19 protein-coding genes and 3 tRNA genes are annotated in these 25,279 nt (G+C 31.8%); 7 read left to right on the forward strand and 15 right to left on the reverse strand.

Going from position 1 to position 25,279, the window contains the following annotated elements:
* Positions 1-102 precede the first annotated feature (102 nt).
* Positions 103-1,455: a DEAD/DEAH box helicase gene (locus tag BM246_RS05280; RefSeq protein WP_042495360.1), complete on the forward strand. Its 1,353-nt coding sequence runs from the start codon at positions 103-105 to the stop codon at positions 1,453-1,455.
* Positions 1,456-1,518: 63 nt separating this feature from the next.
* On the opposite strand, the gene BM246_RS05285 is transcribed toward BM246_RS05280, so the two are convergent.
* Positions 1,519-2,070 (reverse strand): NUMOD4 domain-containing protein, encoded by a 552-nt coding sequence (locus BM246_RS05285; RefSeq protein ID WP_042503857.1) that lies wholly within the window; start codon positions 2,068-2,070, stop codon positions 1,519-1,521.
* Positions 2,071-2,269: 199 nt separating this feature from the next.
* The gene (locus tag BM246_RS05290; RefSeq protein ID WP_227805182.1) at positions 2,270-2,677 is read right to left on the reverse strand and encodes a MotA/TolQ/ExbB proton channel family protein; all 408 of its coding nucleotides are present in this window, start codon (positions 2,675-2,677) and stop codon (positions 2,270-2,272) included.
* A 190-nt stretch (positions 2,678-2,867) separates the two neighbouring features.
* Here BM246_RS05290 and BM246_RS05295 point away from each other — a divergent pair, with 190 nt between their 5' ends.
* Together BM246_RS05295 and BM246_RS05300 are read left to right on the forward strand one after the other, a co-directional pair.
* Positions 2,868-3,917, forward strand: coding sequence for a sensor histidine kinase (locus tag BM246_RS05295; protein WP_074936280.1), 1,050 nt, complete (start codon positions 2,868-2,870; stop codon positions 3,915-3,917).
* Positions 3,918-3,919: 2 nt separating this feature from the next.
* Positions 3,920-4,636: a LytR/AlgR family response regulator transcription factor gene (locus tag BM246_RS05300; protein WP_074936283.1), complete on the forward strand. Its 717-nt coding sequence runs from the start codon at positions 3,920-3,922 to the stop codon at positions 4,634-4,636.
* A gap of 49 nt (positions 4,637-4,685) precedes the next feature.
* Here BM246_RS05300 and BM246_RS05305 read toward each other — a convergent pair.
* The 10 genes from BM246_RS05305 to BM246_RS05350 form a co-directional block, all read right to left on the reverse strand.
* Positions 4,686-4,759: transfer RNA gene (locus BM246_RS05305), tRNA-Arg, on the reverse strand.
* Between the two features lie 356 nt (positions 4,760-5,115).
* Entirely contained in the window at positions 5,116-6,525 is a 1,410-nt protein-coding gene (locus tag BM246_RS05310; RefSeq protein ID WP_074936285.1) for a hybrid sensor histidine kinase/response regulator, read from the reverse strand.
* Positions 6,526-6,535: 10 nt separating this feature from the next.
* On the reverse strand, positions 6,536-6,931 hold the full coding sequence (locus BM246_RS05315; protein WP_042494815.1) for a response regulator: 396 nt from the start codon (positions 6,929-6,931) through the stop codon (positions 6,536-6,538).
* A 4-nt stretch (positions 6,932-6,935) separates the two neighbouring features.
* Positions 6,936-8,660, reverse strand: coding sequence for an ATP-binding protein (locus BM246_RS05320; protein ID WP_175489777.1), 1,725 nt, complete (start codon positions 8,658-8,660; stop codon positions 6,936-6,938).
* A gap of 80 nt (positions 8,661-8,740) precedes the next feature.
* The gene (locus BM246_RS05325) at positions 8,741-9,214 is read right to left on the reverse strand and encodes a hypothetical protein (protein ID WP_133965656.1); all 474 of its coding nucleotides are present in this window, start codon (positions 9,212-9,214) and stop codon (positions 8,741-8,743) included.
* Between the two features lie 20 nt (positions 9,215-9,234).
* Positions 9,235-11,517, reverse strand: coding sequence for a TonB-dependent receptor plug domain-containing protein (locus BM246_RS05330; protein WP_175489778.1), 2,283 nt, complete (start codon positions 11,515-11,517; stop codon positions 9,235-9,237).
* A gap of 40 nt (positions 11,518-11,557) precedes the next feature.
* A complete protein-coding gene (locus BM246_RS05335) occupies positions 11,558-12,097 on the reverse strand; it encodes a YfiR/HmsC family protein (protein ID WP_042503850.1) in 540 nt (179 codons plus the stop codon).
* 853 nt (positions 12,098-12,950) lie between these two features.
* Positions 12,951-13,025 (reverse strand) — tRNA-Pro (locus BM246_RS05340).
* A 34-nt stretch (positions 13,026-13,059) separates the two neighbouring features.
* Positions 13,060-13,148 (reverse strand) — tRNA-Ser (locus BM246_RS05345).
* 100 nt (positions 13,149-13,248) lie between these two features.
* Entirely contained in the window at positions 13,249-15,297 is a 2,049-nt protein-coding gene (locus BM246_RS05350) for an HD family phosphohydrolase (RefSeq protein ID WP_042503848.1), read from the reverse strand.
* A gap of 208 nt (positions 15,298-15,505) precedes the next feature.
* Between BM246_RS05350 and BM246_RS05355 the strand changes: the two genes are divergently transcribed.
* Together BM246_RS05355 and BM246_RS05360 are read left to right on the forward strand one after the other, a co-directional pair.
* On the forward strand, positions 15,506-16,684 hold the full coding sequence (locus tag BM246_RS05355; protein ID WP_074936293.1) for an acetyl-CoA C-acyltransferase: 1,179 nt from the start codon (positions 15,506-15,508) through the stop codon (positions 16,682-16,684).
* Positions 16,685-16,781: 97 nt separating this feature from the next.
* Positions 16,782-17,531 (forward strand): C40 family peptidase, encoded by a 750-nt coding sequence (locus tag BM246_RS05360; protein WP_042494757.1) that lies wholly within the window; start codon positions 16,782-16,784, stop codon positions 17,529-17,531.
* 76 nt (positions 17,532-17,607) lie between these two features.
* On the opposite strand, the gene BM246_RS05365 is transcribed toward BM246_RS05360, so the two are convergent.
* Both BM246_RS05365 and gyrA read right to left on the reverse strand, forming a co-directional pair.
* On the reverse strand, positions 17,608-18,858 hold the full coding sequence (locus BM246_RS05365) for a tetratricopeptide repeat protein (protein WP_042503845.1): 1,251 nt from the start codon (positions 18,856-18,858) through the stop codon (positions 17,608-17,610).
* A 17-nt stretch (positions 18,859-18,875) separates the two neighbouring features.
* A complete protein-coding gene (gene gyrA, locus BM246_RS05370; RefSeq protein WP_074936295.1) occupies positions 18,876-21,449 on the reverse strand; it encodes a DNA gyrase subunit A in 2,574 nt (857 codons plus the stop codon).
* A 259-nt stretch (positions 21,450-21,708) separates the two neighbouring features.
* Here gyrA and BM246_RS05375 point away from each other — a divergent pair, with 259 nt between their 5' ends.
* Positions 21,709-24,258, forward strand: coding sequence for an ATP-dependent Clp protease ATP-binding subunit (locus BM246_RS05375; protein ID WP_042503843.1), 2,550 nt, complete (start codon positions 21,709-21,711; stop codon positions 24,256-24,258).
* Between the two features lie 78 nt (positions 24,259-24,336).
* A complete protein-coding gene (locus BM246_RS05380) occupies positions 24,337-24,717 on the forward strand; it encodes a hypothetical protein (protein ID WP_074936297.1) in 381 nt (126 codons plus the stop codon).
* Between the two features lie 19 nt (positions 24,718-24,736).
* On the opposite strand, the gene BM246_RS05385 is transcribed toward BM246_RS05380, so the two are convergent.
* A complete protein-coding gene (locus BM246_RS05385) occupies positions 24,737-25,222 on the reverse strand; it encodes an Lrp/AsnC family transcriptional regulator (RefSeq protein WP_042494755.1) in 486 nt (161 codons plus the stop codon).
* Positions 25,223-25,279: the final 57 nt, after the last annotated feature.

Here is a 25,279-nt window from a genome sequence, read left to right on the forward strand (position 1 = left end):
TAAACACGTAAATGACGGATAAACTTAGCTCGTAAAACAACAAGTTTTCAATTAGCTAAGGTTCTAAAAAATAGCTTAACTTTGCCGCTTAAACTTACCATTGTGACTTTTCAAGATTTAAATTTAAATACACCATTATATAACGCTCTAGACGATTTGGGCTTTACTACGCCTACACCGATACAAGCAGAAGCTTTTAACGTTGTTAGCTCGGGTAAAGACGTGGTTGGTATTGCGCAAACAGGTACGGGTAAAACGTTTGCCTACATGTTACCTATTTTGAAAAATTTAAAATATTCAATGCAGGAAAACCCGCGTGTTTTGGTTTTAGTACCAACGCGTGAACTTGTTGTACAGGTTGTAGATGAAATTGAAAAATTATCTAAATATGTTAACACTCGCGTATTAGGTGTTTATGGTGGTACTAATATTAACACGCAGAAAAGAGCTATTGCTGAAGGTATCGATATTTTAGTTGCCACACCAGGCCGTATGTACGATTTGGCTTTGAGCCGTGTTTTACAACTAAAATCTATTCAGAAATTAGTGATTGATGAAGTTGATGTTATGCTAGATTTAGGGTTTAGACATCAATTAATTAATATTTTTGATATTTTACCTCCTAAGAGACAAAACATTATGTTCTCGGCTACGATGACGCAGGATGTTGATGTTTTACTTAACGATTTCTTTAAAAACCCAGAACGCGTTTCTATCGCTGTTTCTGGTACTCCTTTAGAAAATATTAAGCAAGAGCGTTACAATGTACCTAACTTTTACACTAAAGTAAACCTGCTTTCTCACTTATTGAGAGATACAGAAAAATATAGTAGAGTTTTGATATTTGTGGCTTACAAACGTATGGCAGATCGATTATTTGATCAATTAGATGAAATTTTTCATGATGAACTTTGCGTTATTCACTCTAATAAAACACAAAATTACAGACTTAGAAGTATTGAGCAATTTAGAGAAGGGCAAAACCGAATTTTAATTGCAACCGACGTTATGGCGCGTGGTTTGGATATTGACAACGTATCTCATGTTATTAACTTTGATACGCCAGATTTCCCTGAAAACTACATGCACCGAATTGGTAGAACTGGTCGTGCTGAACGCGAAGGTGAATCTTTATTACTATCTACTGTAAAAGAAACCGTGCTAGTTGAACACATTGAAGCTTTAATGAATATGCAAATTCCTGTTTTGGAAATACCCGAAACTGTTGAAATTTCTACAGAGCAAATTGATGAGGAACGCGCACAAATAAAAGAACACTACAATCCTACTAAACGCACGGACGAAGACGCTCCTGGACCTGCTTTTCATGAGAAATCTGAAAAGAACTCTAAAGAAAATTTAGGTGGATCGTACAAGTTTAAAATTGCCGCGAAATACAAAAAACCTAAAACACGTGGTGATAAAAACTACAATAAACGTAACAAGAAAAAATAAAATTTACACTTAATTAGAATACAATAAAAAGAGATTAGCTGAAAAGTTAACCTTTTTTTTGTTTTAATAATCTGTTACATGTTTCCAGTTTGCACCAGAAGCAACGCGATATACTTGCATTTCTGATATCCCGAATTGTTTAGCTATCATTTTAATACGTGTACGCCGATTTGGGTCGTTTACTTTTCTTCTAATTAATCGAACCCGACTTTCGGTAAGCTTAGCATAAGATCTGTTTATTTTTCTGTTTTTATAGTTTTCACCAGAATATTGATGCACTTCCTTTTCTCGTTTTGTTGCCCATTTTAAATTATCGATATGATTGTTTTCCTTATCATAGTCCAAATGAATAACATAAATCTGATCCTCTTCTTTTTCCAAAAAGTGCTGTGCAACCAGTTTATGGATATATCGACCTGTACTTTTGCCATTTACCCGCTGCTTTAAAGAAATACTAGGGTAACCATTTGTAAGCGACAATTTAACTAGTTTCTCTTGGTCGTGTTTGCAATTAATTAACCGACCATAATTGGAAATCTTGTAGTTTTCAAATTCGGCTATTTTGTCATCAAAAACTACGTGTTTCCATTTTTCTAATGGATAATCACGTATCATATTTTAATATTTAGTTAAGGTTAACTACAATATAAAATTTATTTCCGTAAACACATCATTTTTAAAGCTTAATTTTCTCACAATCAAACAGATATATTCTCATTAAATAATTATAATGAATTGATCTTAATTTTATCAAAACATAAAACCTCCATTTAACTATTATAAATGGAGGTTAAAAATTATTTTATTTATAGCATTATTTCGCTCGAAGTGATTTTAAAACTATAATTCCAATTCGTATCAATATAAAAGTAACGGTTCCGAATACAGTTGTTAAAAAAGATACTTTAAGTCCTGCAGCGAGCATTCCGGAAGAAATACTCCCCATACTTTCTATAGCATCAAAAGCGGTGATTAAACCAATTATGGACCCTAAAAAGCCAAAAACTAATCCTAATAAGCTCGCTTCAGAAGCTAAACTCGTCATTTTTATAGATTTTGATTCATCTTTTTTCAAATTTACAAAAGCCTTGATAATAAAAAATAAGGCTAGTAAAAAGCAAATTAATATTAGCGACATAAAAAGTGGCCCGCCTTCCATAAAGCGATCGACAAAAACATTTGAGACTAAAAAAGTTGACAATAAATACATAGAAATTTTCATAATTAATAGTTTTAATTTAACATATCGCAAACCTAGTCGCTTTGGCCAAGCTACAGGATAAAATGCGATGGATTGCCAATTTAGCACCTGTTATAACTTTTGGTTAAATCCCCAACAGAATCAGTTATCTATCTATAAAACACCTTTAAAAATCAAAAATATAGTATTATTGTAAGGCTACAACAAAGGTATGACAACAAAAATAATATTAAATAAAACAGGTCAAGTATTGCTACACGCTATCTTTTGGTGTGGTGTGCTCCTATTTTACACTTATTTTTTTGGTTTTAATAGCGCCGATTTTAATTATGTGTTATCGTTTTCTTTGTTTTTAATGCCTATAACTATTGCCACCACTTATGTTTCGATATATAAACTTATTCCAGATTATTTTGTAAAAAAACGATATGCTTTGTTTGGCTTATACAGTTTGTACACCTTTATCATTTCAGCATATTTAATTGTAGTTTCTGTTTTTTATGGTCTCATTTATTTATCAAATTTTCAGTTTAACAATATGGCACCTATCAGCAAAAGCTTGTTGCTAGTTGGTACTGCAGTTTATTTGGTTGTTATAATTGTTAGTGCTTTTAAATTATTAAAATTGAATGCAAAACACAGCAATGAAACCAAAAAACTTGAGACTAAAATTTTAGAAACTCAACTAAAATTAAAAGAACAAGAATTAAACTACTTAAAAATGCAAATTCATCCGCATTTTTTATTCAACACCTTAAATACGCTATATGGTTTTGCTCTAAAAAAAGCAGACGAAACTCCGGATATGATTTTAAAACTATCCAATTTGTTAGATTATTTACTCTATCAAACCGATAAACCTTTTGTTTCTTTAACAGAAGAAATACATCATATTGAAGATTATATTGCTTTAGAGAAAATGCGTTTTAATAACACGCTAAACATTAATTTTAAGACCAGTACAGTTTCCGAAGCATTAAAAATAGCGCCCATGTTATTACTTCCTTTTGTAGAAAATAGTTTTAAGCATGGTGTTATAAAAAATGGCGAATTATCTATAAATATTGATTTACGTTGTGACGAAAATAAAATACACTTACAGATTGTAAACACAGCTTCTAAAGCTATTTCATCTAAAAGTGGTATTGGACTGGATAATATAAAAAAACGATTGGATTTGCTGTATTTAAATCAATATGAATTAAAAATTGATCAAACTGATGATCTATTTACAGTAAACTTAAACCTAAACTTAAATTAAGCATGGAGCAGCAGAACAACATTTCGTGCATTATTGTTGATGATGAAAGTATCGCTAGAGACGTTATTGCTAATCATCTTTCTAAAATTAATAACATAGATATTGTTGCAAGTTGCAGTAACGCTATTGATGCCTTTAATTATTTAAATAAGCATAAAATTGATTTAGTATTTTTGGATATCAATATACCAGAAATATCAGGGATTTCCTTTGCTAAATCTATCAACAAAGACATCAAAATTATTTTCACAACAGCCTATCGCGATTATGCTGTTGAGGGGTTTGAGCTTCAAGCCGTAGATTATTTACTAAAACCTATTTCATTTAATAGATTGCTACAAGCTGTTACCGCTTATTTTGATACTTACACAACTGCCAACAGCACTAAAGCTACAATATTAGAACAACATAACTTTATGTTTGTAAGAGCAGACAGACGCATGATTAAGGTCGATTTTGCCTCTATACTATATATTGAAAGTTATAGCGACTATATAAAAATTCATCTAGAAAATGAAACGATTGTAACTAGAGAAACTATTAGCGCTATTGAAGCTAAATTACCTAGTGATGCTTTTTTAAGAATACACAGATCGTTTATTATTGCACTTAAATCTATTACATCTTTCACCAACGAAGAAGTTACTATCAATAAAACGTCTTTAACTATTAGTAGAAGCTACAAAAAGGATGTTTTAAAGGTTCTTGAGAAATTTTAAAAAAACCTTTATAAAACAAAAAAGCTTCACATTTCTGTGAAGCTTTGAGTGAGCCCTGAAGGATTCGAACCTTCGACCGCCTCCTTAGAAGGGAGGTGCTCTATCCAGCTGAGCTAAGAGCCCGTAGTTTTTATGTTTCTACGAAAACATTGTATTAATAGAGATTTTCTATTTTCTACAATTTATATTAATTGGTTAAATATTTAATAAATAACCTTAATTTCAATATCTAATTTAAGAACTTAAAAGTAATGGGTTTTACTTTATCGGCTGCAAATATATAACTTATTAGAGTTCTAACAAATAAAATTTACTTTTTATTTTAAATAAATTCTCTATTTTAAATTTCAATAAATCTTCTTCATTTTATTCTTCAACTAAATTAAATAGTAACACACTGAAGTACAGAACATTTTATCTATTTATATAAATTTGAAGATTTTTAACACTCGAAAAAAAATATAATTATTTTATTTTTTTTAGCGTTCATTTTTAAATTCGGCTGGTGACTTTATGATATTTTCACAATTATTTCTGATCATTTCGTTATTTACATCATACAATGGAATTGTGAAAAAGAAAGAACTTCCTTCTCCTAAAGTTGAATCTAGCCATATATCACCTTTTAAAAGATTAACCAACTTTTTTGCAATAGTTAATCCTACTCCTGCCCCTTCGTAAGGTCTGTTTAAATCACTATTAACCTGAGTAAAACTTTTAAAAATTAAATCCTGATATTTTTTATCAATACCAATCCCCGTATCTGACACAAAAAATACAATATACTTTTGTTCATGTTTTTCGCAAATTCTAAACCCATAATTTATTGTACCATTTTCCGAAAACTTAATGGCATTCCTTAATAGGTTAACCAAAATGTTGGTAAGCTTTAATTTATCGGTATAAATGGTTAAGTTTTTATGAATTTCTGGTATTACTAAATTAAAATCTATGTGTTCCTTTTTTAATCGTTCTAAATAAATCTTCATGTTCCCATGAATTTCATTCATAAAAACACCTAAATCAATATCCTTAATGTTGACTTTAGTTTTCCCGGATTCAATAAGAGAAACATTAAAAAGATCGTCAATTAATTTAAGTAAATGCTCTCCGCTATTATTTATTATTTGTGTGTACTCAATAACCTCATCCATAGATGTATCTCGATCTACCAAACCAGATAAGCCTATAATTGAATTAAGAGGTGTGCGTAACTCGTGAGACATGGTAGATAAAAATTCCGATTTTAATCGATCACTTTCTTCTGCATTGTCTTTAGCAATAGTTAAATCAAGGGTTCTCTCTTTAACAAGGTTTTCTAAATGATTTCTATAGGTTTCTAATTCCTTATTTTGAAGTATAATTTCTTGCTGCTTTTCTAGAAGCAAAATGTTATTATTTTTTAGCTCTTGTGTGCGTAACTGTACTTTGTTTTCTAGAGAAGCACTTAGCTCTTTAAGCGCTTCATTTTGAGCTTTAAGTTGATTTTCTTGATCGTAACTTTTAAGCGCTTGCTTTACTGTTAATACAAGATCATTAGTATGCCAAGGTTTAGAAATATAACGATATAAACCAGCGTGATTTATAGAGTTTATAACCCCTTCAATAGTTGCTTGCCCAGTTAATAATATATTTAAGGTCTCAGGGGATTTACTATGAAGATTCATTAAAAACTCATCCCCTTTCATAACTGGCATGGCGTAATCTGCAATAACCACTTGTATTTTATAACCTAAGCTCATTAAGTTCTCGATAGCCTCTAAAGCTTCAGTTCCCGACTCTGCAGTTTCTATAATATACTTATTACCGAACGCATTTTTCAGCTCGGTTTTTAAACTATTTAAAACGATTTTTTCGTCATCGACACAAAATATTACATCCTTTTTCATTCGCTGTAATTTAAGTTAATTGCAAACCAGAATCAATACATGAAAATAACTCAGACCGAACCCAAGGCTTTTTAATGCATTTATATAAATCTGCTTCATCTTCCGTTTTCTTAATCGATTTATAGTCCGCATGACCTGTTAACATTATTTTTAATGCATTAGGATACATCTGGTGTACTTTAATTAAAAATTCATCACCCTTTATAACCGGCATTAACCAATCGCTAATTATTATTAAATTGGTGCTTAAATCTAGTTCTAAATCTTCAATAATATCTAAAGCTTCTGTTGCACTTTCGGCAGTTTCATATAGAAATAAGTTACCGTAATTCTCTTTTAACTGCGCTTTAATACTATCTAGTATAATTTTTTCATCATCGACACATAATATTACATTTTTCTCCATAGTATTATTGTTGTGGTTTTATAGAATCTTCATTGTTACTACCTGCTATTGGTAGGTAAACACTAAAGGTTGTTTTTCCTGGTTCGCTTTGTACTTCAATTTTTCCGTGGTGCTTTTCTACTATTCGTTTTGAAATATCCAAGCCTATACCTGTACCTTCACCTGTTGGTTTAGTACTAAAGAAAGGATCGAATATTTTATCAATTTCATCTTTAGGAATACCTCGTCCGCTGTCACTAATTGAAACTACAACCCAATTGTTTTCTGTGTATGTTTTAATAGTTAATTTACCATTAAGCTCCATGGCATAAATGGCATTATGTAAAATATTGGTCCATACTTGATTTAATTCATCATAATAGCAAAGAATCTCGGGTATTTCCTTGTATACTTTTGCTACTTCTATACCTTGTTTAATTTGGTTGTTGTATAAAATTAAAACACTTTCAATGCCTTCTGTAACATCTGCTAAAACCTGCTCTTCGTAATTATTTACTCTAGACGAATTCTTTAGTGCAAAAACTACTTTTGAAGCCCTGTCGGCTGCAAATTCAATGTTTTCTGTACTTCTTTGTAATCCTGTAATTTTATAAGCTGTTTCTATAATTTTTTCAGAATTTTCGTTTTGCAATAAGTCTAAATAGTTTTCTACATTTTCTACTACCATCATATCTACAAAAGTATCTGCAAATGAATAGGCATTTTTAATATCGCGCTTTTCAAATATTTTAGATATTTTCTTTTTAAGCGATCGTTCTTCTTTTGACGTAAGCATGTGCCTATTTTTAAAAGAATCTTCAACTAAATTTAAGAAGTTTTCCTTTAACTCTTTTGGCAATTCATTTATAAATATAGGATATTCATTTAACACAAAACATAACGTTTTATTGATATTGCCGATAGATGAACGAATGGCTCCAAGTGGTGTGTTTATCTCGTGTGCAACACCAGCAATTAATTGACCAAGTGCTGCCAGTTTTTCTGAATTAATAAGTTTTTCTTGAGTTTGCTTTAAATCTCCTAGAGTCTGTGTTAACTCATTTGTGCGTTGTTTTAAAGCCTCTTCTCTAACATAGATTTGAGATAGCATTTCGTTGTATTCATCAACTAGATCTCCAATTTCATCGTTACCTTGTTTATGCACTCGTAGTTTATAATTTCCTTCTTGAGAAATTTCTTTAGTAGCTTTTGTTAAATTCAATATAGGTTCTGAAAGAACTTTTTGCAACCATGTAGCAAGTATATAGTTAACTAAAAGTAAGCAAACCAATAAAATAGCCATTTTAACTAAATAGTCATTAATTTTCATGGTTAGCTCTTCGGTAGAAACTCTTAAATAAATGGTTCCCGCAAATTCTTCATCGCTAAATATGGGTTTAGAAACACTTAAATGATCGTCTTCAAACTTATTCCATGAGCCTTTTACAAAAGTATTAGAAACGGGAATTTTATTGCCATTTTTGTAATATTCCGCAAAAACCTCATGTTTATCATTATAAACTATGCCAACCTCTAGCGAAGGAATATTTTGCAATTTGCCTAGCGTTTCTGTTGCACTTTCTGACACATCAAAAACCAAAGGCACAGCACAATAATCGCCAACGAGTGTAGCGTTAATTATAGTATTATTCTTCATGTCTTCCTTAAAATCATCTATATTACTATAGACAACATAAGAAAAACCTATCAATAGAGAAGACAACGATACTAACTGAATAATCAGCATCATTTTAACTTTAATTGATAGATTTTTAAAGATCATAATTTATATAAATTAACTTATCTGGAAGATTATGTTTTAATACTTTCTTATATAAATGTTATTGTAAGCTCGTAATCATCTTCACCAAACGTAGATTCAATAGTACCTACTATTTTTGATGATGATATAGAGACAATATCAATGCTAGAAAACCCCATTTCGCCAACTACAGGATAGACGTAAACAATTGGTTCTCCAAAGGATAAAATGGTATTATCTGAGTTTAAAGACCACGTACTTTCAAATAGAACTTCTCCAGTTGCATCATACTGTTCAAAAGTACCATCAGCATTAAATTTAAATGAATAGTTTCTAGTTTCTTCTGATTCGAGAATCATGATATCGTCTATCTCTACACCTCCATAATTTATAGTAGGTGAAAGCATTTTACTTTCTATCTTCCATGTTTTAGAACTCACCATATCACTGGGTGTGTTCGCATCGTTAGAGTCACTAGAACTACAAGAGGTTAAAGAAATAAATAAAGCGATAATAGCAGATAAATAATAATTGTTTTTCATAAAGATTTGAGAGTTTAATTTTAATATTTCCATTGTATGCCTATTAAGAAAAGAGAACCAATGTTGTCTGCAAAACCATATTCACGGTGTTTTCCTAATATGTTTTTTGCTGTAACATTAACAGACATATTTTTATTTAATTGATAGATTGTTTTGGCATTTAAAATCATGTTGGTTCTAATATCCATCTGCACTTTAGCATCATCAATATTATCTACATTTGATATTTGATAATAGTTATAGTTAGCAAATTCATGATCTGCATATATGTAAGCATCTGTATTAAAACTCCACTTTTTATTAGGTTTATAATTTAATGAAAAACCTCCAAAAAAGGATGGCGTCGCTTCTTCGCTCCATTGGGTAGGGTTTGTTCTATTGCTTAAAGTAGTTGTTAAAATATCTCCCTCAGCATTAGGTTCAAAAACAATATCAGTCAATTCAATCTCAATATCTTTTCTACCAGAAATATTAGTTTTTTGATAAGTACCGAACACCTTAGCTTGAAAATTATCACTAAAATCATAGTTTAATGTAAATCCTGCTCCAAACTGGTTTGCTTTTAAATCGTAATTTTCGAATATAACAGAACCATCAGCATGTATAGCTAAAATTTCATCTGGCTCACCCGCTTCATTTATTTCTTGTGTAGTAACATAATCATAATATGCATTTGGATTTACAAAATTGTCTACTTTAGAATAAAATGCCTCAAAATCTAATGTTAAATTTGTTTTCAATTTCGTTCTCCAACCGATTTCAAAACTTGTAATAGTTGGGTATTTTAAATCTTCTTGGCCACTAACTGTAAAATCTACAGGTACATCTAAATTAGTAGCATTACTCGCATATTTTACAGTTAAATCACTATTTAGATACGTATCAAAAAAGAAAGGTGATTTACTGGCTCTAGAATAAGCAGCTCTAACTAAATTGTTTTTATTTATTCGATACGTGGATGCTATTTCAAAATTGGTGAAATAATTTTTATTAAACCCAAATTTATCAACTCGAATAGCTCCAATCATTCTAAGTTTAGATATTGGTTTCCATTCTGTTAATACAAAAGCGGAATAAGAAAACGTCTTTTTTGGCTCATCTTTAAATTCGAAGTTAAGCTCATTAAAACTAAATCCGTCATCGTAAGTAAACGGACTATTATATGATAAAAACTTATAATTAACTCCTGGTCTAATACTTACGTTTTTAAATTCTTTAAAATACTCTAGATTCCCCTCTATGTTAGTAAACTTATAAGAATTAAACTTGTAATTATTTTCATCTTTTCCGGTGTTAATATTAAACTGTCCGCTAAAGTTGTTGTGATTTATTTTTGCATTGAAGTAATAACTTTCCGACTCTGTTTGAGATAATGGTGTTGCCAAATTTACAAAGCCTGTTCTTTGACTTTGGGATTTTTGTGCACCAACAGCAATATCAAAATTAGAACCTTCTTTAAAATTATGGGTTAAAAATATGTTTCCTCCTACTCTTCTTAAACTGAGATCTTCATTATAATACGCACCGAGTTCTTCTTGATATTCTAAAAACGTCCAAGGCTCATTGCCATTTACATCTTTTACCGGTGACACAAACATGGTTAAACTATCTACAGATGTATAACCTTTCCTTATGAAATCAAAATAATCCGTATCAAAACGGTGACGTTCTGTAAAATTACCAGAGAATGAAAGCTTTGTTTTATCATCCCAATTATAACCAATATTTACACTAGCATTTTTAGCCTCGTTGGTTCCAATTTGGCTATTAACAGTAATGTTTTTACCTTTTTTATTAGCATGAGAAGTGATGATGTTAATTACACCAGTAACAGCATTAGGCCCGTATAAAGCAGACGCAGGTCCTCTAACAACTTCAATTCTTTCAACATCAATTAAATCTACAGGTAAAGTTTCCCAAAATGTTCCTCCACTAAAATAACTGTATACTATTCGGTTATCAATCATCACCAATATAGTCGTATTGTAAGACAATGTTAAATATACATTTTTTGTAATATCATCATACCCTCTAATATGTATGTCGTAATTACCTGGAGTAATTTCTCTAACAATTAAACCTTGAGATAAACGCAATGCTTCTGGAATACTTGTAACTCCAGAATTACTAATTTCCTCTTTACTAATAATAGTTGTAGACAATGGTGTTTCAAACAAATCTTCTGGGTGTTTAGAAGCAGTTACCACAACATCAATATCCAATAACTCCTCAAGAGTCATTTCATTATAAACTTTATCTTTTTGCGCGAAAGTTTCGAAACATAACAATGATGTTATGATCATAATGAATAAAAGTATTTTTTCCTTAAAATTCATAACTGTGTTATTTAAAAATTTTTCCAATTCTCAATATATCCGAAGAGAACGATTGTCCTTCCATATCTAGAGATGTTAAATTCACCAATATCTTGGGTTTACTGTTTTCAATTCCAAATCCTAGGGAAATTTCCCCTTCTTCTACAAACCGTGTTGTAGCCGTTACTGATAAAACTTTATTACTTCTGCATAATTCAGAAAACCCATTAATGCCTTCCATGAAATAAACAACATCAAACTCAGAAATATTTTTCGCTAATTCTCTTGTTGTAATGGCTTTAAAAGCCATAGAACTTCCTAGTCCTTTAATAAACTCGTCTTTATCTAGGATAGTATTATCATTGTAAACCACTAAGATTTTAATTTGACTATTTTGAGGAATTTGAGGATTATACTTTAAAACCTTAGTTAATAGTGCCGCTTGAATATTTTCTGGCACAGCAATTTTTTGTCCAAAACAAGTGTTGCTCCAACAGATAAAAATGACAATAAGAATTATCCCCTTAGCTAGGCAGCTTATATTTTTGGAGAATTTTAAGTTAATCATTCGTAGGTTTCATTTTACTTTAAAATACAGTTATGCAAATTATATTTTTTTCACATAATCAAGTATGATTTTTATCATGCTCATATTTTACAACACATATACGGGGCTTTGAAAGAGAGCAATCAACAGTGTAAGCATATTAGCTTAATATAGAAAAAATTGGTTTTTCGGATAGTTATTTTACTATCCATAAATTATCATAGACTTTATTAAATAGGTATAAATTCAGCTATGCTTCTTATTGAAAAGAACTTGAAGCACGAGAGTTAGCTTTTTTTAATAATTGAACTAGTAATATATTTTTACTGTGTACACTCTTATATAGATAGAATAGTAAACGGTTTGGTTATAACACTTCTTTTTAATTTCATTTGGGACTATTTTATTCAAGCAATCGATTAAATCTAGGCTAAATTTGTGCCCTGACGTAAGAATCGCAACGTTAATTATTTGCTAAAATAAACATTTAATCCGATATAAATGTTTTTAAACGACGTTTTAAGCTTATTTATTATGAAAATAAATAAAAAAGAAGATAATTACTACATACAATTAATGAATAACTCTCAATATTTACAAAAACCAAAAACAAACCTCATACAAAACACCTCTATCTACTTATTAAAAAGATAAAGCTTACTGAAATGATGTGAGAGTTAAATTTTGAAATAATAATACATTGTTTAATTTCTAAACAACAAGAAAAAATATTTATTAAAAAAATTATGTAGATAAAGTAAAATGCATTTTTAAAGAAGCAGAATAATAGGCTAACTATTATAGTTTGGTCGATATAAAAAAACACCGCTAATCAAAAGATTAACTGTGTTTAGTATTCCTATCTCTAGGTTAGTCGGGGTGGCAGGATTCGAACCTGCGACCTCCGCGTCCCAAACGCGGCGCGATAACCGGGCTACGCTACACCCCGAATTGGTTATCTATATTTTTTTCAAAATATTTTGCGGAGAGACAGGGATTCGAACCCTGGGTCAGTGTTTCCACCAACGACGATTTAGCAAACCGCTCCTTTCGGCCACTCAGGCACCTCTCCAATAATTGTTCTAAGAACTCAGCACTAATATTGTAATGCGGGTGCAAATTTAGGATTTCATCTTAAATCTAACAAACATTTTTTCATTTTTTTTCAAAAATTATTCAGGGTATTCAATTCTTAAATGGTAAATGTTTGCTAGCTTGTGTTTTAGCACTTTTTTAATCGACTCAATTTCTTTAAAAGTTATGTTCGCATTTAAAAATTGTCCCTCTTCTATCTGCTTATTTATTATATTTTCCACAAATGCGTCAATTTTTGTCGAGGTTGGCTCCTTTAAACTCTTAGATGCAGCTTCAATACTATCGCACATCATTAAGATTGCCGTTTCTTTACTAAAAGGCTTCGGACCAGGATAGCTAAAATCTAATCGATCTACATCATCATGGTTCTTTTTTTCCTGCATATAAAAGTAATACACCACGCTAGTACCGTGATGTGTTCTAATAAAATCTATAACACGATCTGGCAAATTATTTTTCTTAGCAATTTCTATTCCGTCAATAACGTGATCGGTAATTATTCTCGCACTTTCTTTAGATGATAACTCATCATGCGGATTAATTCCGGTAGATTGATTTTCGGTAAAGTAAGTTGGGCTCTTCATTTTACCAATATCATGATACAAAGCTCCTACCCTAACTAACATGGCGTTTGCTCCAATTTCATTTGCAGAAGATTCCGCCAAATTAGCAACGTTTAAGGAATGATGAAACGTGCCAGGTGCCTTATTAGATAATTCTTTTAAAAGCTTAGAATTAGTATCGGAAAGCTCTAACAATGATACATCGGATACCAACCCGAAAACTTTCTCGTAAACATAAATTAAAGGCTGCACAAATAATGTTGCTAATCCACAAAGTACAAAATAGCCAAAAGTTTTCCAGTCTAGAGTTTCAACCGTTCCTTCATGAATTACAAAAAACGCAAAATAAGCTATAAAATAAATAAGTGTAATTTGCCCAACCGAAATAAACAAATTAGCACGCTTGTAAAGCTCTTTTACCGTTAATATAGTAACAATACCAGCTATAATTTGCAAAAACATATACTCGTAACTATTTGGTACTACAAAACCTAAAAGCAACACGGTAATAACATGAGAAAACAACCCTAAGCGTGCATCGAAAAACGCTTTAAAAACTAAAGGCAGAATACATATTGGCACCACGTATATAAACTTTGAATTGTAGTTTACTACCATAGTGGTTAGAAAGATTAACAAAAATATATTGAAGAATATAAAGGTAACTTTGGTATTATTTTCAAATACACTTAATCTGTATTTCATTAAAAATAATAGAAGCATAAGTAACGCTAAGGCCACTAATAACGTGTATGCAAATAAAATCCAAATGTAGCTAGATTTGCTCCAAACCTGCGATTCGTATTCCGATTGTAAAGACTTTAATATTTGATATTTATCGCCCTGAACAACTTCTCCTTTAGAAACTATTAAAGTTTGTTTTTCAATACTTCCTCTAGCATAAACTATTTTATCTAACTCTTCTTGCAAAGCTTTGTCTGTGAAAGATTTATCGAAAGTTAAATTTGGTTCTACTAAGTCGTAAAACAATGAAACAAATTCAGTTTTATTAGAAGATAATTTATGCTTTTTTAAAACTTTTTCTATTACAGAAGTCACTTTATCCAATTTAATTAAATCGAAATAAATACCCTCTTGTTTCTTTACACGTTCGTCTAAAATTACAATTCTTTTTTCTTCAGAAAAACTATAACTTTCATTTAAAACACCAAACGCATAAAGTTGAGAAATAATATCAATTCCTGTTTTGTATAATTCACTAGATGATGTTAACGAAATAGTATCGGAAAAATTAGTAGTAAACTCCTTTTTAAAGGCTGTTTTTACTTTGTTTTCAATGCTACTATCAATGCTGAAATACAAAGTTCCATTATTAATAATATCTTCTTTTTCTTTATTAATTTCACTCTCAGATTTTTTAATAGCAAAATCGAAAGGCGCATACAAATTCTCTGACTGCCAAGGCTTTCCTTTTTCAAAATTATATTTAAATTTCCCGCTCTTCGGAAACAAATAAACAATTAAAAACGTTGTACAAATAAATAAGAGAACCTTATATATTAAAGAATGGTTTCGGTATAATTTATTTAAAAAGTCTTTCACAGGTACATTTTCTAACTAAATATAGATAAAAATTTAGTTAATGATTTCATTTTCAAATGTAATAAAATATTAGGCTTTCACCACCTTTTATAATGAACACATCTCTGTATATTATTAAAAAAATCGTTATTTTCGCAATGAATTTATTCTATTTTTAATTTTTCATTATAATATAAAATACATTCAAACTAAACCAAAGTAGATCATTATGAGCAAAGAAGTCGTTATCGTTTCTGCAGCAAGAACACCAATTGGTAGTTTTTTAGGAAGTTTATCAACCATTGCTGCCCCTAAATTAGGAGCTATTGCAATAAAAGGAGCATTAGATAAAATTAATTTAAAACCAGAATTGGTAGATGAAGTTTTAATGGGTAATGTGGTGCAAGCAGGAACCGGACAAGCTCCAGCAAGACAAGCTGCTATCTACGCAGGTATACCTAACACGGTGCCTTGTACAACGATAAATAAAGTTTGTGCTTCGGGTATGAAAGCTGTTATGCAAGCCGCTCAAAGTATTGCGCTTGGTGATGCAGATATTATAGTTGCTGGTGGTATGGAAAACATGAGTTTAATACCTCATTATTTACATGCTAGAACGGGAACTAAATTTGGACCAACATCTTTAATAGATGGTTTACAAAAAGATGGTTTAGTAGATCCATATAGCGAAGATGCTATGGGAGTTTGTGCAGATGCTTGTGCTAATAAGTATGAGTTTTCTCGTGAAGCTCAAGATGCTTACGCCATACAATCTTACAAACGTTCTGCAGCAGCTTGGGAAGCAGGAAAATTTGATAACGAAGTTGTGCCTGTAGAAGTACCACAACGCCGTGGTGATGCTTTAGTTTTTTCGAAAGATGAAGAGTTTACCAATGTTAAAATGGATAAAATACCGCAACTTAGACCTGCTTTTAGTAAAGATGGTACAGTTACAGCTGCCAATGCTTCTACCATAAATGATGGTGCTGGAGCTATGATATTAATGAGTAAAGACAAAGCAGAAGAACTTGGATTAAAAATTCTAGCGACCATAAAAAGTTATGCAGATACTGCTCACGAGCCAGAATGGTTTACAACAGCACCAGCAAAAGCGCTACCAAAAGCCTTGAACAAAGCAGGTATGAAACTTGAAGATGTAGATTTCTTTGAGTTTAATGAAGCTTTTTCGGTTGTTGGTTTAGCAAATATGAAAATTTTGGGTCTTAACGATAGCAATGTTAACGTTAATGGTGGTGCCGTTTCACTTGGACATCCACTGGGTTGCTCTGGTGTTAGAATACTGATTACATTACTGAATGTACTTGAACAGAACAATGCAAAAATTGGTGCTGCTGCAATTTGTAATGGCGGCGGTGGCGCATCGGCAGTAGTTATAGAACGCCCTTAAAAAACAATATATAAGTTAACTTTAAAAGCTGTTGCCTGTATATTAATTTGAATAAAACAGAGCTTTATTTAAAATATTAAACAACGATAATTGATTAATGCAATACGGAATTTGTAATTTAAGCATTGTACCTTTAAGACTAGAACCATCGGATGCTAGCGAATTAATTTCGCAAGTAATTTATGGTGATGTGTTTAAAGTTTTAGAACAACGTAAAAATTGGAGTAAAATTAGAATTGCCTTTGATACTTACGAAGGTTGGATAGATAATAAACAATATGTTGAATTAACAGAAGAGCAATACACTAATTTAAATAGACAGCCTTTGCAGCTTTCTGGAGATTTGGTTGAATTTATTCAGGATAAAGACGAACAACTCCACCCTATTGTTTTTGGCTCTAGCTTAAACGGAATCTCTTTATTAGACCACCACTATGATGGAGGGGTAATTTCTGGTACATGTCCTAAATCGCAAATAATACAAACCGCATTCACATACTTAAATGCACCTTATTTATGGGGTGGAAAAACACCTTTCGGGATAGACTGCTCTGGTTTTACACAAATGGTTTATAAATTAAATGGTTACAAATTACTTCGTGATGCCTCTCAGCAAGCCACGCAAGGCGAAGCTTTAAGTTTTATAGAAGAAAGTGAACCTGGAGATTTAGCTTTTTTTGATAATAGCGAAGGCACTATTACTCATGTTGGCTTAATAATGGAGGACAATTACATTATACATGCGCATGGTAAAGTAAGAATTGACCGCTTAGATCATTCTGGAATTTATAACGTCGACAAAAGAAAACACACGCATAAACTACGCGTAATTAAAAAGATTATTTAATATTTTTTTAAAATATACTGCATAAAAAAAGGTCGCAAATTGCGACCTTTTTTATTTTATGAAAGTGACCTTATAATTATTGAGCCCCTTCTAAAGCTTCAACTTTAGCTTTTAAACCTTTAGCTTTATCAGATTCACCTAAAATATTATAGATGTTCATTAAAGTTTTTGCTGCGCTTAAGTTTTCAGTATCTATCTCTAAAGCTTTCGCTAAAAATGGTACTGCTTCTTTATATAAGTTTTGACGCTCTTCTCTTAATTCATCGTAACGTAAATCATCTTTTTTAGAACTTCCTAAACCATTCATTTCAGTAATAAGTGGCTCTTCTCTCGCTAATACAAGAGCAGAAATATTAATATAAGCATTTACATAATTAGGATCTAATTCAATTGCTTTCTCATAATAAGCCTTAGCCTCTACTGGATGATCAGATTGAGATGCAATTACACCTAAGTTATATTGTAACTCAGCATTTTCTGGCTCTAATTCTGTAGCTTTAGTTAAAAGCTCTTGAAACTTTTCAGTGTTACCCATTTTGAAATGAATATTAGCTTCAGAAAGAATTAAGTTTACATCATCTGGATTCTCATCTCTAGCTTCTTTCATAGCCTCAATAGCCTTCTCATTGTTACCTTCGCTAACATAAATTAATGCTACATTTTTAACAATTTCTGGTTTTTTAGATTCCGTTAAACGTTCACCTGGCTTAATGTGACTCTTTGCTTTTACATAAAGATCACGAGTTGCTTTATCTAGAATTTCTTCTTCTCCAGTCTCTTTGTTAATTGCAAAATATTGCTTTTGGATACCTGTATAACCTAAATTTTTAAGTTCTTCATATAATCCTAAAGCTCTATCATACTCTTTTACGTTTACAGCTGTTGCAGCTGCATAATAAAGATAAACAGTATCTTTTTCTTTTACTCTATAAGATTTTTCAAAATACTTAGAAGCATTAGAATAATCTTGCTTTTCGTAAGCAGCATTACCTTTAGTTAAAAACTTGTTAGTAATAGTTTGCTTTAAAGCAGTTACTTCAGATCCGTAAGCACTTTCTGCTTTTGTAAAACTTTCTAGAGCCGTTGCAATATCTGCATCAGACCCTTTTCCATCAGCATAAAGTGCTTGTCCTAATAAGTAGTAATACTTTGCTTTAGATTTTTCATCCATAGCACCTAAAAGACCTTCTGCTGTAGTTGCTGCTGCTTTTGCTGCTGCAAAATCGCTCGATTTAATAGCTTTTTCTACTGCCTTCAATTCTTTCTTTTGTGCAAATGAAAATGCACCCATTGAAATGGCTAAAGCTATGATTAATTGTTTTTTCATTTTAAGTAATATTAAGTTTAAATTTCAGTGTTATTATCTTCTAAATTATTATCAAGAGTTGTGCCATCTTCAGAAAAATCAGTGTTTTCAACACCTTCAACGCCTTCTACAGAAGTTTCACCTTCTTCTCCTTCAAGTACAATCTCTTCATCTTCATGCATTACTTTTGCAACTGCGGCAATAGAATCTTTTCCTTTAAGGTTTATTAATTTCACTCCCTGAGTTGCACGTCCCATAACTCTTAAATCGGCAACTGCCAATCTAATTGCTACACCAGATTTGTTGATAATCATCAAATCATCATCATCCGTTACGTTTTTAATAGACACTAGATTACCTGTTTTTTCTGTAATAGAAATAGTTTTTACACCTTTTCCTCCACGGTTAGTAATTCTATAATCTTCTAAACTAGAACGTTTACCATAACCATTTTCAGATACTACAAGCACGTTGCTTTCCATATCGTCAACAGCAATCATTCCGATAACTTCATCTGTTTCTTCATCTTGTAAACGAATACCACGAACTCCAGATGCACCACGACCCATCGGACGCGTTTTAGCTTCTTCGAAACGAATAGCTTTACCAGATTTTAATGCTAACATCACTTGGCTTTCACCAGTTGTAAGTTTAGCTTCTAATAAAACATCATCGTCCTTAATAGTAATGGCATTAATTCCGTTTGTTCTTGGACGAGAATATTGCTCTAAAGAAGTCTTTTTAACCTGACCTTTTTTAGTAGCCATAATTACGTAATGACTATTAATGTATTCTTCATCTTTTAAATCTTGAGTACAAATGAAAGCCATAACTTTATCATCTTGTTCAATATTTACAAGGTTTTGAATAGCACGTCCTTTAGATGTTTTAGATCCTTCTGGGATTTCGTAAACACGCATCCAGAAACATTTTCCTTTTTGAGTGAAGAATAACATATATTGGTGGTTTGTACCCACAAATAAGTGTTCTAAGAAATCTTCATTTCTTGTTGTAGATGCTTTTTGCCCTACACCTCCTCTATGCTGTGTTTTGTATTCTGTTAAAGATGTACGTTTAATATAACCTGCATGAGAAATTGTAATAACCACACTCTCATTAGGGATCATATCTTCGATACTTAAATCGCCACCAGCATATTCTATTAAAGAACGACGCTCATCACCATATTTATCGCGAACAACAACTAATTCTTCCTTAATAATATCCATTCTACGCTCTTTGCGATCTAAGATATCTTTAAGGTCAATAATAGTTTTCATAATGTCATCATATTCAGCACGCAATTTATCTTGCTCTAAACCTGTTAACTGACGCAAACGCATCTCAACAATAGCTTTTGCTTGAATTTCTGAAAGTTTGAAACGTTCAATTAAGTTATTTCTAGCCTCATCTGCATTATTAGAAGCACGAATAATTTTTATTACTTCATCTATATTATCCGAAGCAATAATTAATCCTTCTAATATGTGCGCGCGTTCTTCTGCTTTACGTAATTCATAAGTAGTACGTCTAACAACAACTTCATGTCTATGCTCTACGAAGTAATGAATTAACTCCTTTAAGTTTAATAACTGTGGACGTCCATTTACTAATGCAATATTGTTTACACTAAAAGAAGACTGTAACGCTGTATATTTAAAAAGTTTATTTAAAACGATATTAGGAATCGCATCACGTTTTAAAACGTAAACGATACGCATACCATTTCTATCAGATTCATCACGAATAAGTGAAATACCCTCTAGTTTTTTATCGTTAACTAAATCGGCAGTTTTTTTAATCATATCTGCCTTATTGACTTGGTACGGAATTTCGTCAACAATAATACATTCACGACCGTTTACCTCTTCAATATTAGTTTTAGCACGCATAACAATACGTCCACGACCTGTATGGAAAGCTTCCTTTACACCATCGTATCCATATATAGTACCACCTGTTGGAAAATCTGGTGCTTTAATATGTTGTATAAGCTCATCAATTTCAATATCGTTATTTTCGATATAGGCAATTGTACCATTTACAACCTCTGTTAAATTGTGAGGAGGCATATTAGTCGCCATACCTACAGCAATACCCGATGCTCCATTAACTAAAAGACCTGGAATACGTGTTGGTAAAACCGTTGGCTCTTGTAAAGTATCATCAAAGTTTAACTTATGATCTACGGTTTCCTTATCGATATCTGCCAACATGTCTTCTGCAATTTTACGCATACGTGCTTCTGTATAACGCATTGCTGCAGGACTATCACCATCAATCGAACCAAAATTCCCTTGTCCATCTACTAGCATGTAACGTAAACTCCACTCTTGAGCCATACGCACCATTGCATCGTAAACCGAAGTATCGCCGTGTGGGTGATACTTACCTAAAACTTCCCCAACTATTCTTGCCGACTTTTTATGTGCTGTATTTGCTCTAATACCTAGTTCATGCATACCATAAAGTACACGTCTATGAACGGGTTTTAATCCATCTCTTACATCTGGTAAAGCACGTGACACAATAACTGACATTGAATAATCAATGTAAGCTGATTTCATCTCATCTTCAATATTAATTGGAATAAGTTTTTCTCCTTCTGCCATATATATTTTAATTAAGTTTTATGTAATTTTCAAAACATGCTAATATAACAATTCCAATAGTTATACTAAGGGTTTTATAATCATTTTTTCATGTTTTTTATTAACAATTTCACATCTCTTTTTAGTTAATAAGTATGTATTCCAAAATTTTGGATTTATATCCTTTTTTTCGTCAATTAGCATTTTACACACAAAAAAAGGTATAGTTTTTGTCGTTGGTAAAATGTTTTAGTATTTTTAATGCAGAAAGGACACGAATATGGATGATAATTTTTCCCCAAGAGTAAAAGATGTTATTGCTTACAGCAAAGAAGAAGCCCTAAGGTTAGGTCACGATTTTATCGGTACCGAGCACCTTATGCTTGGTCTTTTGCGTGATGGTAATGGCAAAGCAATAACAATTTTAAACGCTTTAGATATTGATTTAAATCATTTAAGGCGTAAAGTAGAAATATTAAGTCCTGCAAACCCCAATATAGCTGTAGGTTCTAACCAAAAGAAGAACTTACATTTAACAAGGCAAGCAGAACGCGCACTAAAAACCACGTTTTTAGAGGCTAAATTATTTCAGAGCACCTCAATAAATACAGCGCATTTACTGCTTTGTATTTTAAGAAATGAAAATGACCCAACTACAAAACTTTTAAATAAATTAAAGGTTTACTACGACAATGTTAAAGAACAATTTAAAATTATGATAACAAACGATGATAGTTATATAGAACCGAAAGCTGAATTCCCGGATGATGATTCTAACATAGAAGACGAATCTTCTAAAGACAGTATTTTTAATGCACCAACAGGTGCTAAAACCAACAAAAAGTCTAAAACTCCAGTTTTAGATAACTTTGGGCGCGACTTAACAGCAATGGCCGAAGAAGGAAAACTAGATCCTGTTGTTGGTCGTGAAGAAGAAATACAACGTGTTTCTCAAGTTTTAAGTAGACGAAAGAAAAACAATCCGCTATTAATCGGTGAACCTGGTGTTGGTAAATCTGCCATTGCCGAAGGTTTAGCGCTTAGAATTGTGAAACGTAAAGTATCCCGAATTCTTTTCAATAAACGTGTAGTTACTTTAGATTTAGCCAGCTTAGTTGCCGGAACAAAATACCGCGGACAGTTTGAAGAGCGTATGAAAGCCGTTATGAACGAGCTTGAAAAAAATGATGATGTTATTCTATTTATAGATGAAATACATACTATAGTTGGAGCTGGTGGAGCTACTGGAAGTTTAGACGCTTCCAATATGTTTAAACCTGCTTTAGCAAGAGGCGAAATACAATGTATTGGTGCCACAACTTTAGATGAATACAGACAGTACATAGAAAAAGATGGTGCCTTAGAGCGTCGTTTCCAAAAGGTAATTGTTGAGCCTACAACGGTAGAACAAACTATTGAAATACTTAACAACATAAAAGGTAAATACGAAGAGCACCATAATGTTGATTATACACCAGAAGCTATTGCGGCTTGTGTAAAATTAACAAATAGATACATGACAGAGCGCTTTTTACCAGACAAAGCTATCGATGCTTTAGATGAAGCGGGTTCTCGCGTACACATTACTAATATTGAAGTTCCAAAACAAATTCTAGAACTAGAAAAGAAACTAGAAGAAGTTAAGGAAACCAAGAATACTGTTGTTAAAAAACAGAAATACGAAGAAGCTGCAAAACTAAGAGATGATGAAAAACGTCTTGAAAAAGAATTAGCTGTTGCACAAGAAAAATGGGAAGAAGACACCAAACAACATCGTGAAGTGGTAACAGAAGATAATGTTGCCGATGTGGTTTCTATGATGACTGGTGTGCCTGTAAACCGTATTGCGCAAACAGAAATTAATAAGTTAGCTGAATTGCCAGACCTTATAAAAGGAAAAGTAATTGGCCAAGATAATGCTGTTGCTAAGGTAGTTAAGGCTATTCAAAGAAACCGTGCTGGACTTAAAGATCCAAATAAGCCAATTGGGTCATTTATATTTTTAGGGCAAACAGGTGTTGGTAAAACACAGTTAGCTAAAGTGTTATCTAGAGAATTATTCGATTCTGAAGAATCTTTAATCAGAATTGACATGAGTGAATACATGGAAAAATTCGCTATTTCTAGATTAGTTGGAGCACCTCCGGGATACGTTGGTTATGAAGAAGGTGGACAACTTACAGAAAAAGTACGTCGTAAACCTTACGCAGTTATTCTTTTAGATGAAATTGAAAAAGCACATCCAGATGTATTCAATATGCTACTTCAAGTTTTAGATGATGGTTATTTAACCGATTCTTTAGGTAGAAAAATTGATTTTAGAAACACTATTATCATAATGACTTCTAATATTGGAGCTCGTAAATTAAAAGATTTTGGTACCGGAATTGGTTTTGGAACAGCATCACAAAAGGCTCAAGAAGATGCGAATGCAAAAAGTGTTATCGAAAATGCTTTGAAAAAATCCTTCGCACCAGAATTTTTAAATAGAATTGATGATGTAGTTGTCTTTAATGCTTTAGAAAAAGAAGACATCAACAAAATTATCGATATCGAATTAGAAAAACTTTTAGATCGTATTAAGTTATTAGGTTACAACCTAACTATTACAGAAACAGCTAAAGACTATATTGCCGATAAAGGTTTCGATAAACAATACGGAGCAAGACCTTTAAAAAGAGCCATTCAAAAATATGTTGAAGATGCTTTAGCTGAAGAGATTGTAGCTTCGCATTTACAAGATGGCGATAACATCAAAATTGATCTTGATGCTAAAACAGAAGAGTTGAGTATTTCAATTATAAAAGCTGAAAAATCAACAGAGTCTTAAAATAAAATTATAAATAAAAAAAGCTCGAAATTAGTTTTTCGAGCTTTTTTTTATTCATCAAAACACCATTTCATATAAATGATGCACATAGTAAAAACATCAGTTGGGGTCATGCAGGTTTACGAAAACTACGTTATTGGTATTGTTAACGAAGGAGAAACCGTAACCGACCTGTCGAATGCCGACCTATTCAAAATAGCAAAAACCCATTTTAAAAACAAAAAATTTGTTTACATCTCACACCGCATAAACTCGTATGCCGTAGATCCCGTTATTTATATTCAAGCCTCAAAAATTGAAAACTTAGTAGGTTTTGCCATAGTTTCATCTAAAAAAATAGCACGTATCAATTCTCAAATCGAACAAATATTTTCAAAAAAACCATTGAAAACATTTACAGAAATAAATGATGCTACAGAATGGGCAAACAATGCAGTCCGCGAAGCTGATGATAAATAGTGTAAATTAAAACCCAAACTTAAATGGGTACAGCATAAGAATTTTTAATTTCGCCCATTACAAAAGTACTCTGTGCACTACCAATGTTTTTAACGCTTCCTAAATGGTTTAGAACAAAATTCTGATACTCCTTCATATCTTTTACCAATATTTTAAGTAAAAAATCATAATCTCCCGAGATATTATAACACTCTACAACTTCTTCAAGAGACACAATATCCTTCACAAATTGATTACCTATAATGCGTGTATGCTCTTTCAAAGTAATATTACAAAACACTGTTAAGCCCTTTTGAAGCTTTTCGGCATCTAAAACAGCAACATAGTTTTTAATATAGCCTGCCTTTTCTAATTTTTTGATACGCTCAAAAACTGGCGTAGTAGATAGATTCACTTTAGCTGCTAATTGCTTTGTTGTTAGGCTCGAATTAGCTTGCAACATTCTTAATAAGCGCAAATCTATTTCATCCAATGGTAAAGCAGAATTATTTTCTGGTAAACTCATATTTAACTAGATATAAATAACATTATTCTATTATACTACTCAAAAATAGGTAAATCA

The organism is Algibacter lectus (assembly GCF_900112395.1).
GTDB lineage: Bacteria > Bacteroidota > Bacteroidia > Flavobacteriales > Flavobacteriaceae > Algibacter > Algibacter lectus.

What these genes read in the sequence shown, in the direction of transcription:
- BM246_RS05285 (WP_042503857.1), bottom strand. Translation starts at nt 2,070, where the DNA reads ATGATACGTGATTATCCATTAGAAAAATGGAAACACGTAGTTTTTGAT.
- BM246_RS05290 (WP_227805182.1), bottom strand. Translation starts at nt 2,677, where the DNA reads ATGAAAATTTCTATGTATTTATTGTCAACTTTTTTAGTCTCAAATGTT.
- BM246_RS05295 (WP_074936280.1), top strand. Translation starts at nt 2,868, where the DNA reads ATGACAACAAAAATAATATTAAATAAAACAGGTCAAGTATTGCTACAC.
- BM246_RS05300 (WP_074936283.1), top strand. Translation starts at nt 3,920, where the DNA reads ATGGAGCAGCAGAACAACATTTCGTGCATTATTGTTGATGATGAAAGT.
- BM246_RS05310 (WP_074936285.1), bottom strand. Translation starts at nt 6,525, where the DNA reads ATGAAAAAGGATGTAATATTTTGTGTCGATGACGAAAAAATCGTTTTA.
- BM246_RS05315 (WP_042494815.1), bottom strand. Translation starts at nt 6,931, where the DNA reads ATGGAGAAAAATGTAATATTATGTGTCGATGATGAAAAAATTATACTA.
- BM246_RS05320 (WP_175489777.1), bottom strand. Translation starts at nt 8,660, where the DNA reads ATGATGCTGATTATTCAGTTAGTATCGTTGTCTTCTCTATTGATAGGT.
- BM246_RS05325 (WP_133965656.1), bottom strand. Translation starts at nt 9,214, where the DNA reads ATGAAAAACAATTATTATTTATCTGCTATTATCGCTTTATTTATTTCT.
- BM246_RS05330 (WP_175489778.1), bottom strand. Translation starts at nt 11,517, where the DNA reads ATGATCATAACATCATTGTTATGTTTCGAAACTTTCGCGCAAAAAGAT.
- BM246_RS05335 (WP_042503850.1), bottom strand. Translation starts at nt 12,097, where the DNA reads ATGATTAACTTAAAATTCTCCAAAAATATAAGCTGCCTAGCTAAGGGG.
- BM246_RS05355 (WP_074936293.1), top strand. Translation starts at nt 15,506, where the DNA reads ATGAGCAAAGAAGTCGTTATCGTTTCTGCAGCAAGAACACCAATTGGT.
- BM246_RS05360 (WP_042494757.1), top strand. Translation starts at nt 16,782, where the DNA reads ATGCAATACGGAATTTGTAATTTAAGCATTGTACCTTTAAGACTAGAA.
- BM246_RS05365 (WP_042503845.1), bottom strand. Translation starts at nt 18,858, where the DNA reads ATGAAAAAACAATTAATCATAGCTTTAGCCATTTCAATGGGTGCATTT.
- gyrA (WP_074936295.1), bottom strand. Translation starts at nt 21,449, where the DNA reads ATGGCAGAAGGAGAAAAACTTATTCCAATTAATATTGAAGATGAGATG.
- BM246_RS05375 (WP_042503843.1), top strand. Translation starts at nt 21,709, where the DNA reads ATGGATGATAATTTTTCCCCAAGAGTAAAAGATGTTATTGCTTACAGC.
- BM246_RS05380 (WP_074936297.1), top strand. Translation starts at nt 24,337, where the DNA reads ATGATGCACATAGTAAAAACATCAGTTGGGGTCATGCAGGTTTACGAA.
- BM246_RS05385 (WP_042494755.1), bottom strand. Translation starts at nt 25,222, where the DNA reads ATGAGTTTACCAGAAAATAATTCTGCTTTACCATTGGATGAAATAGAT.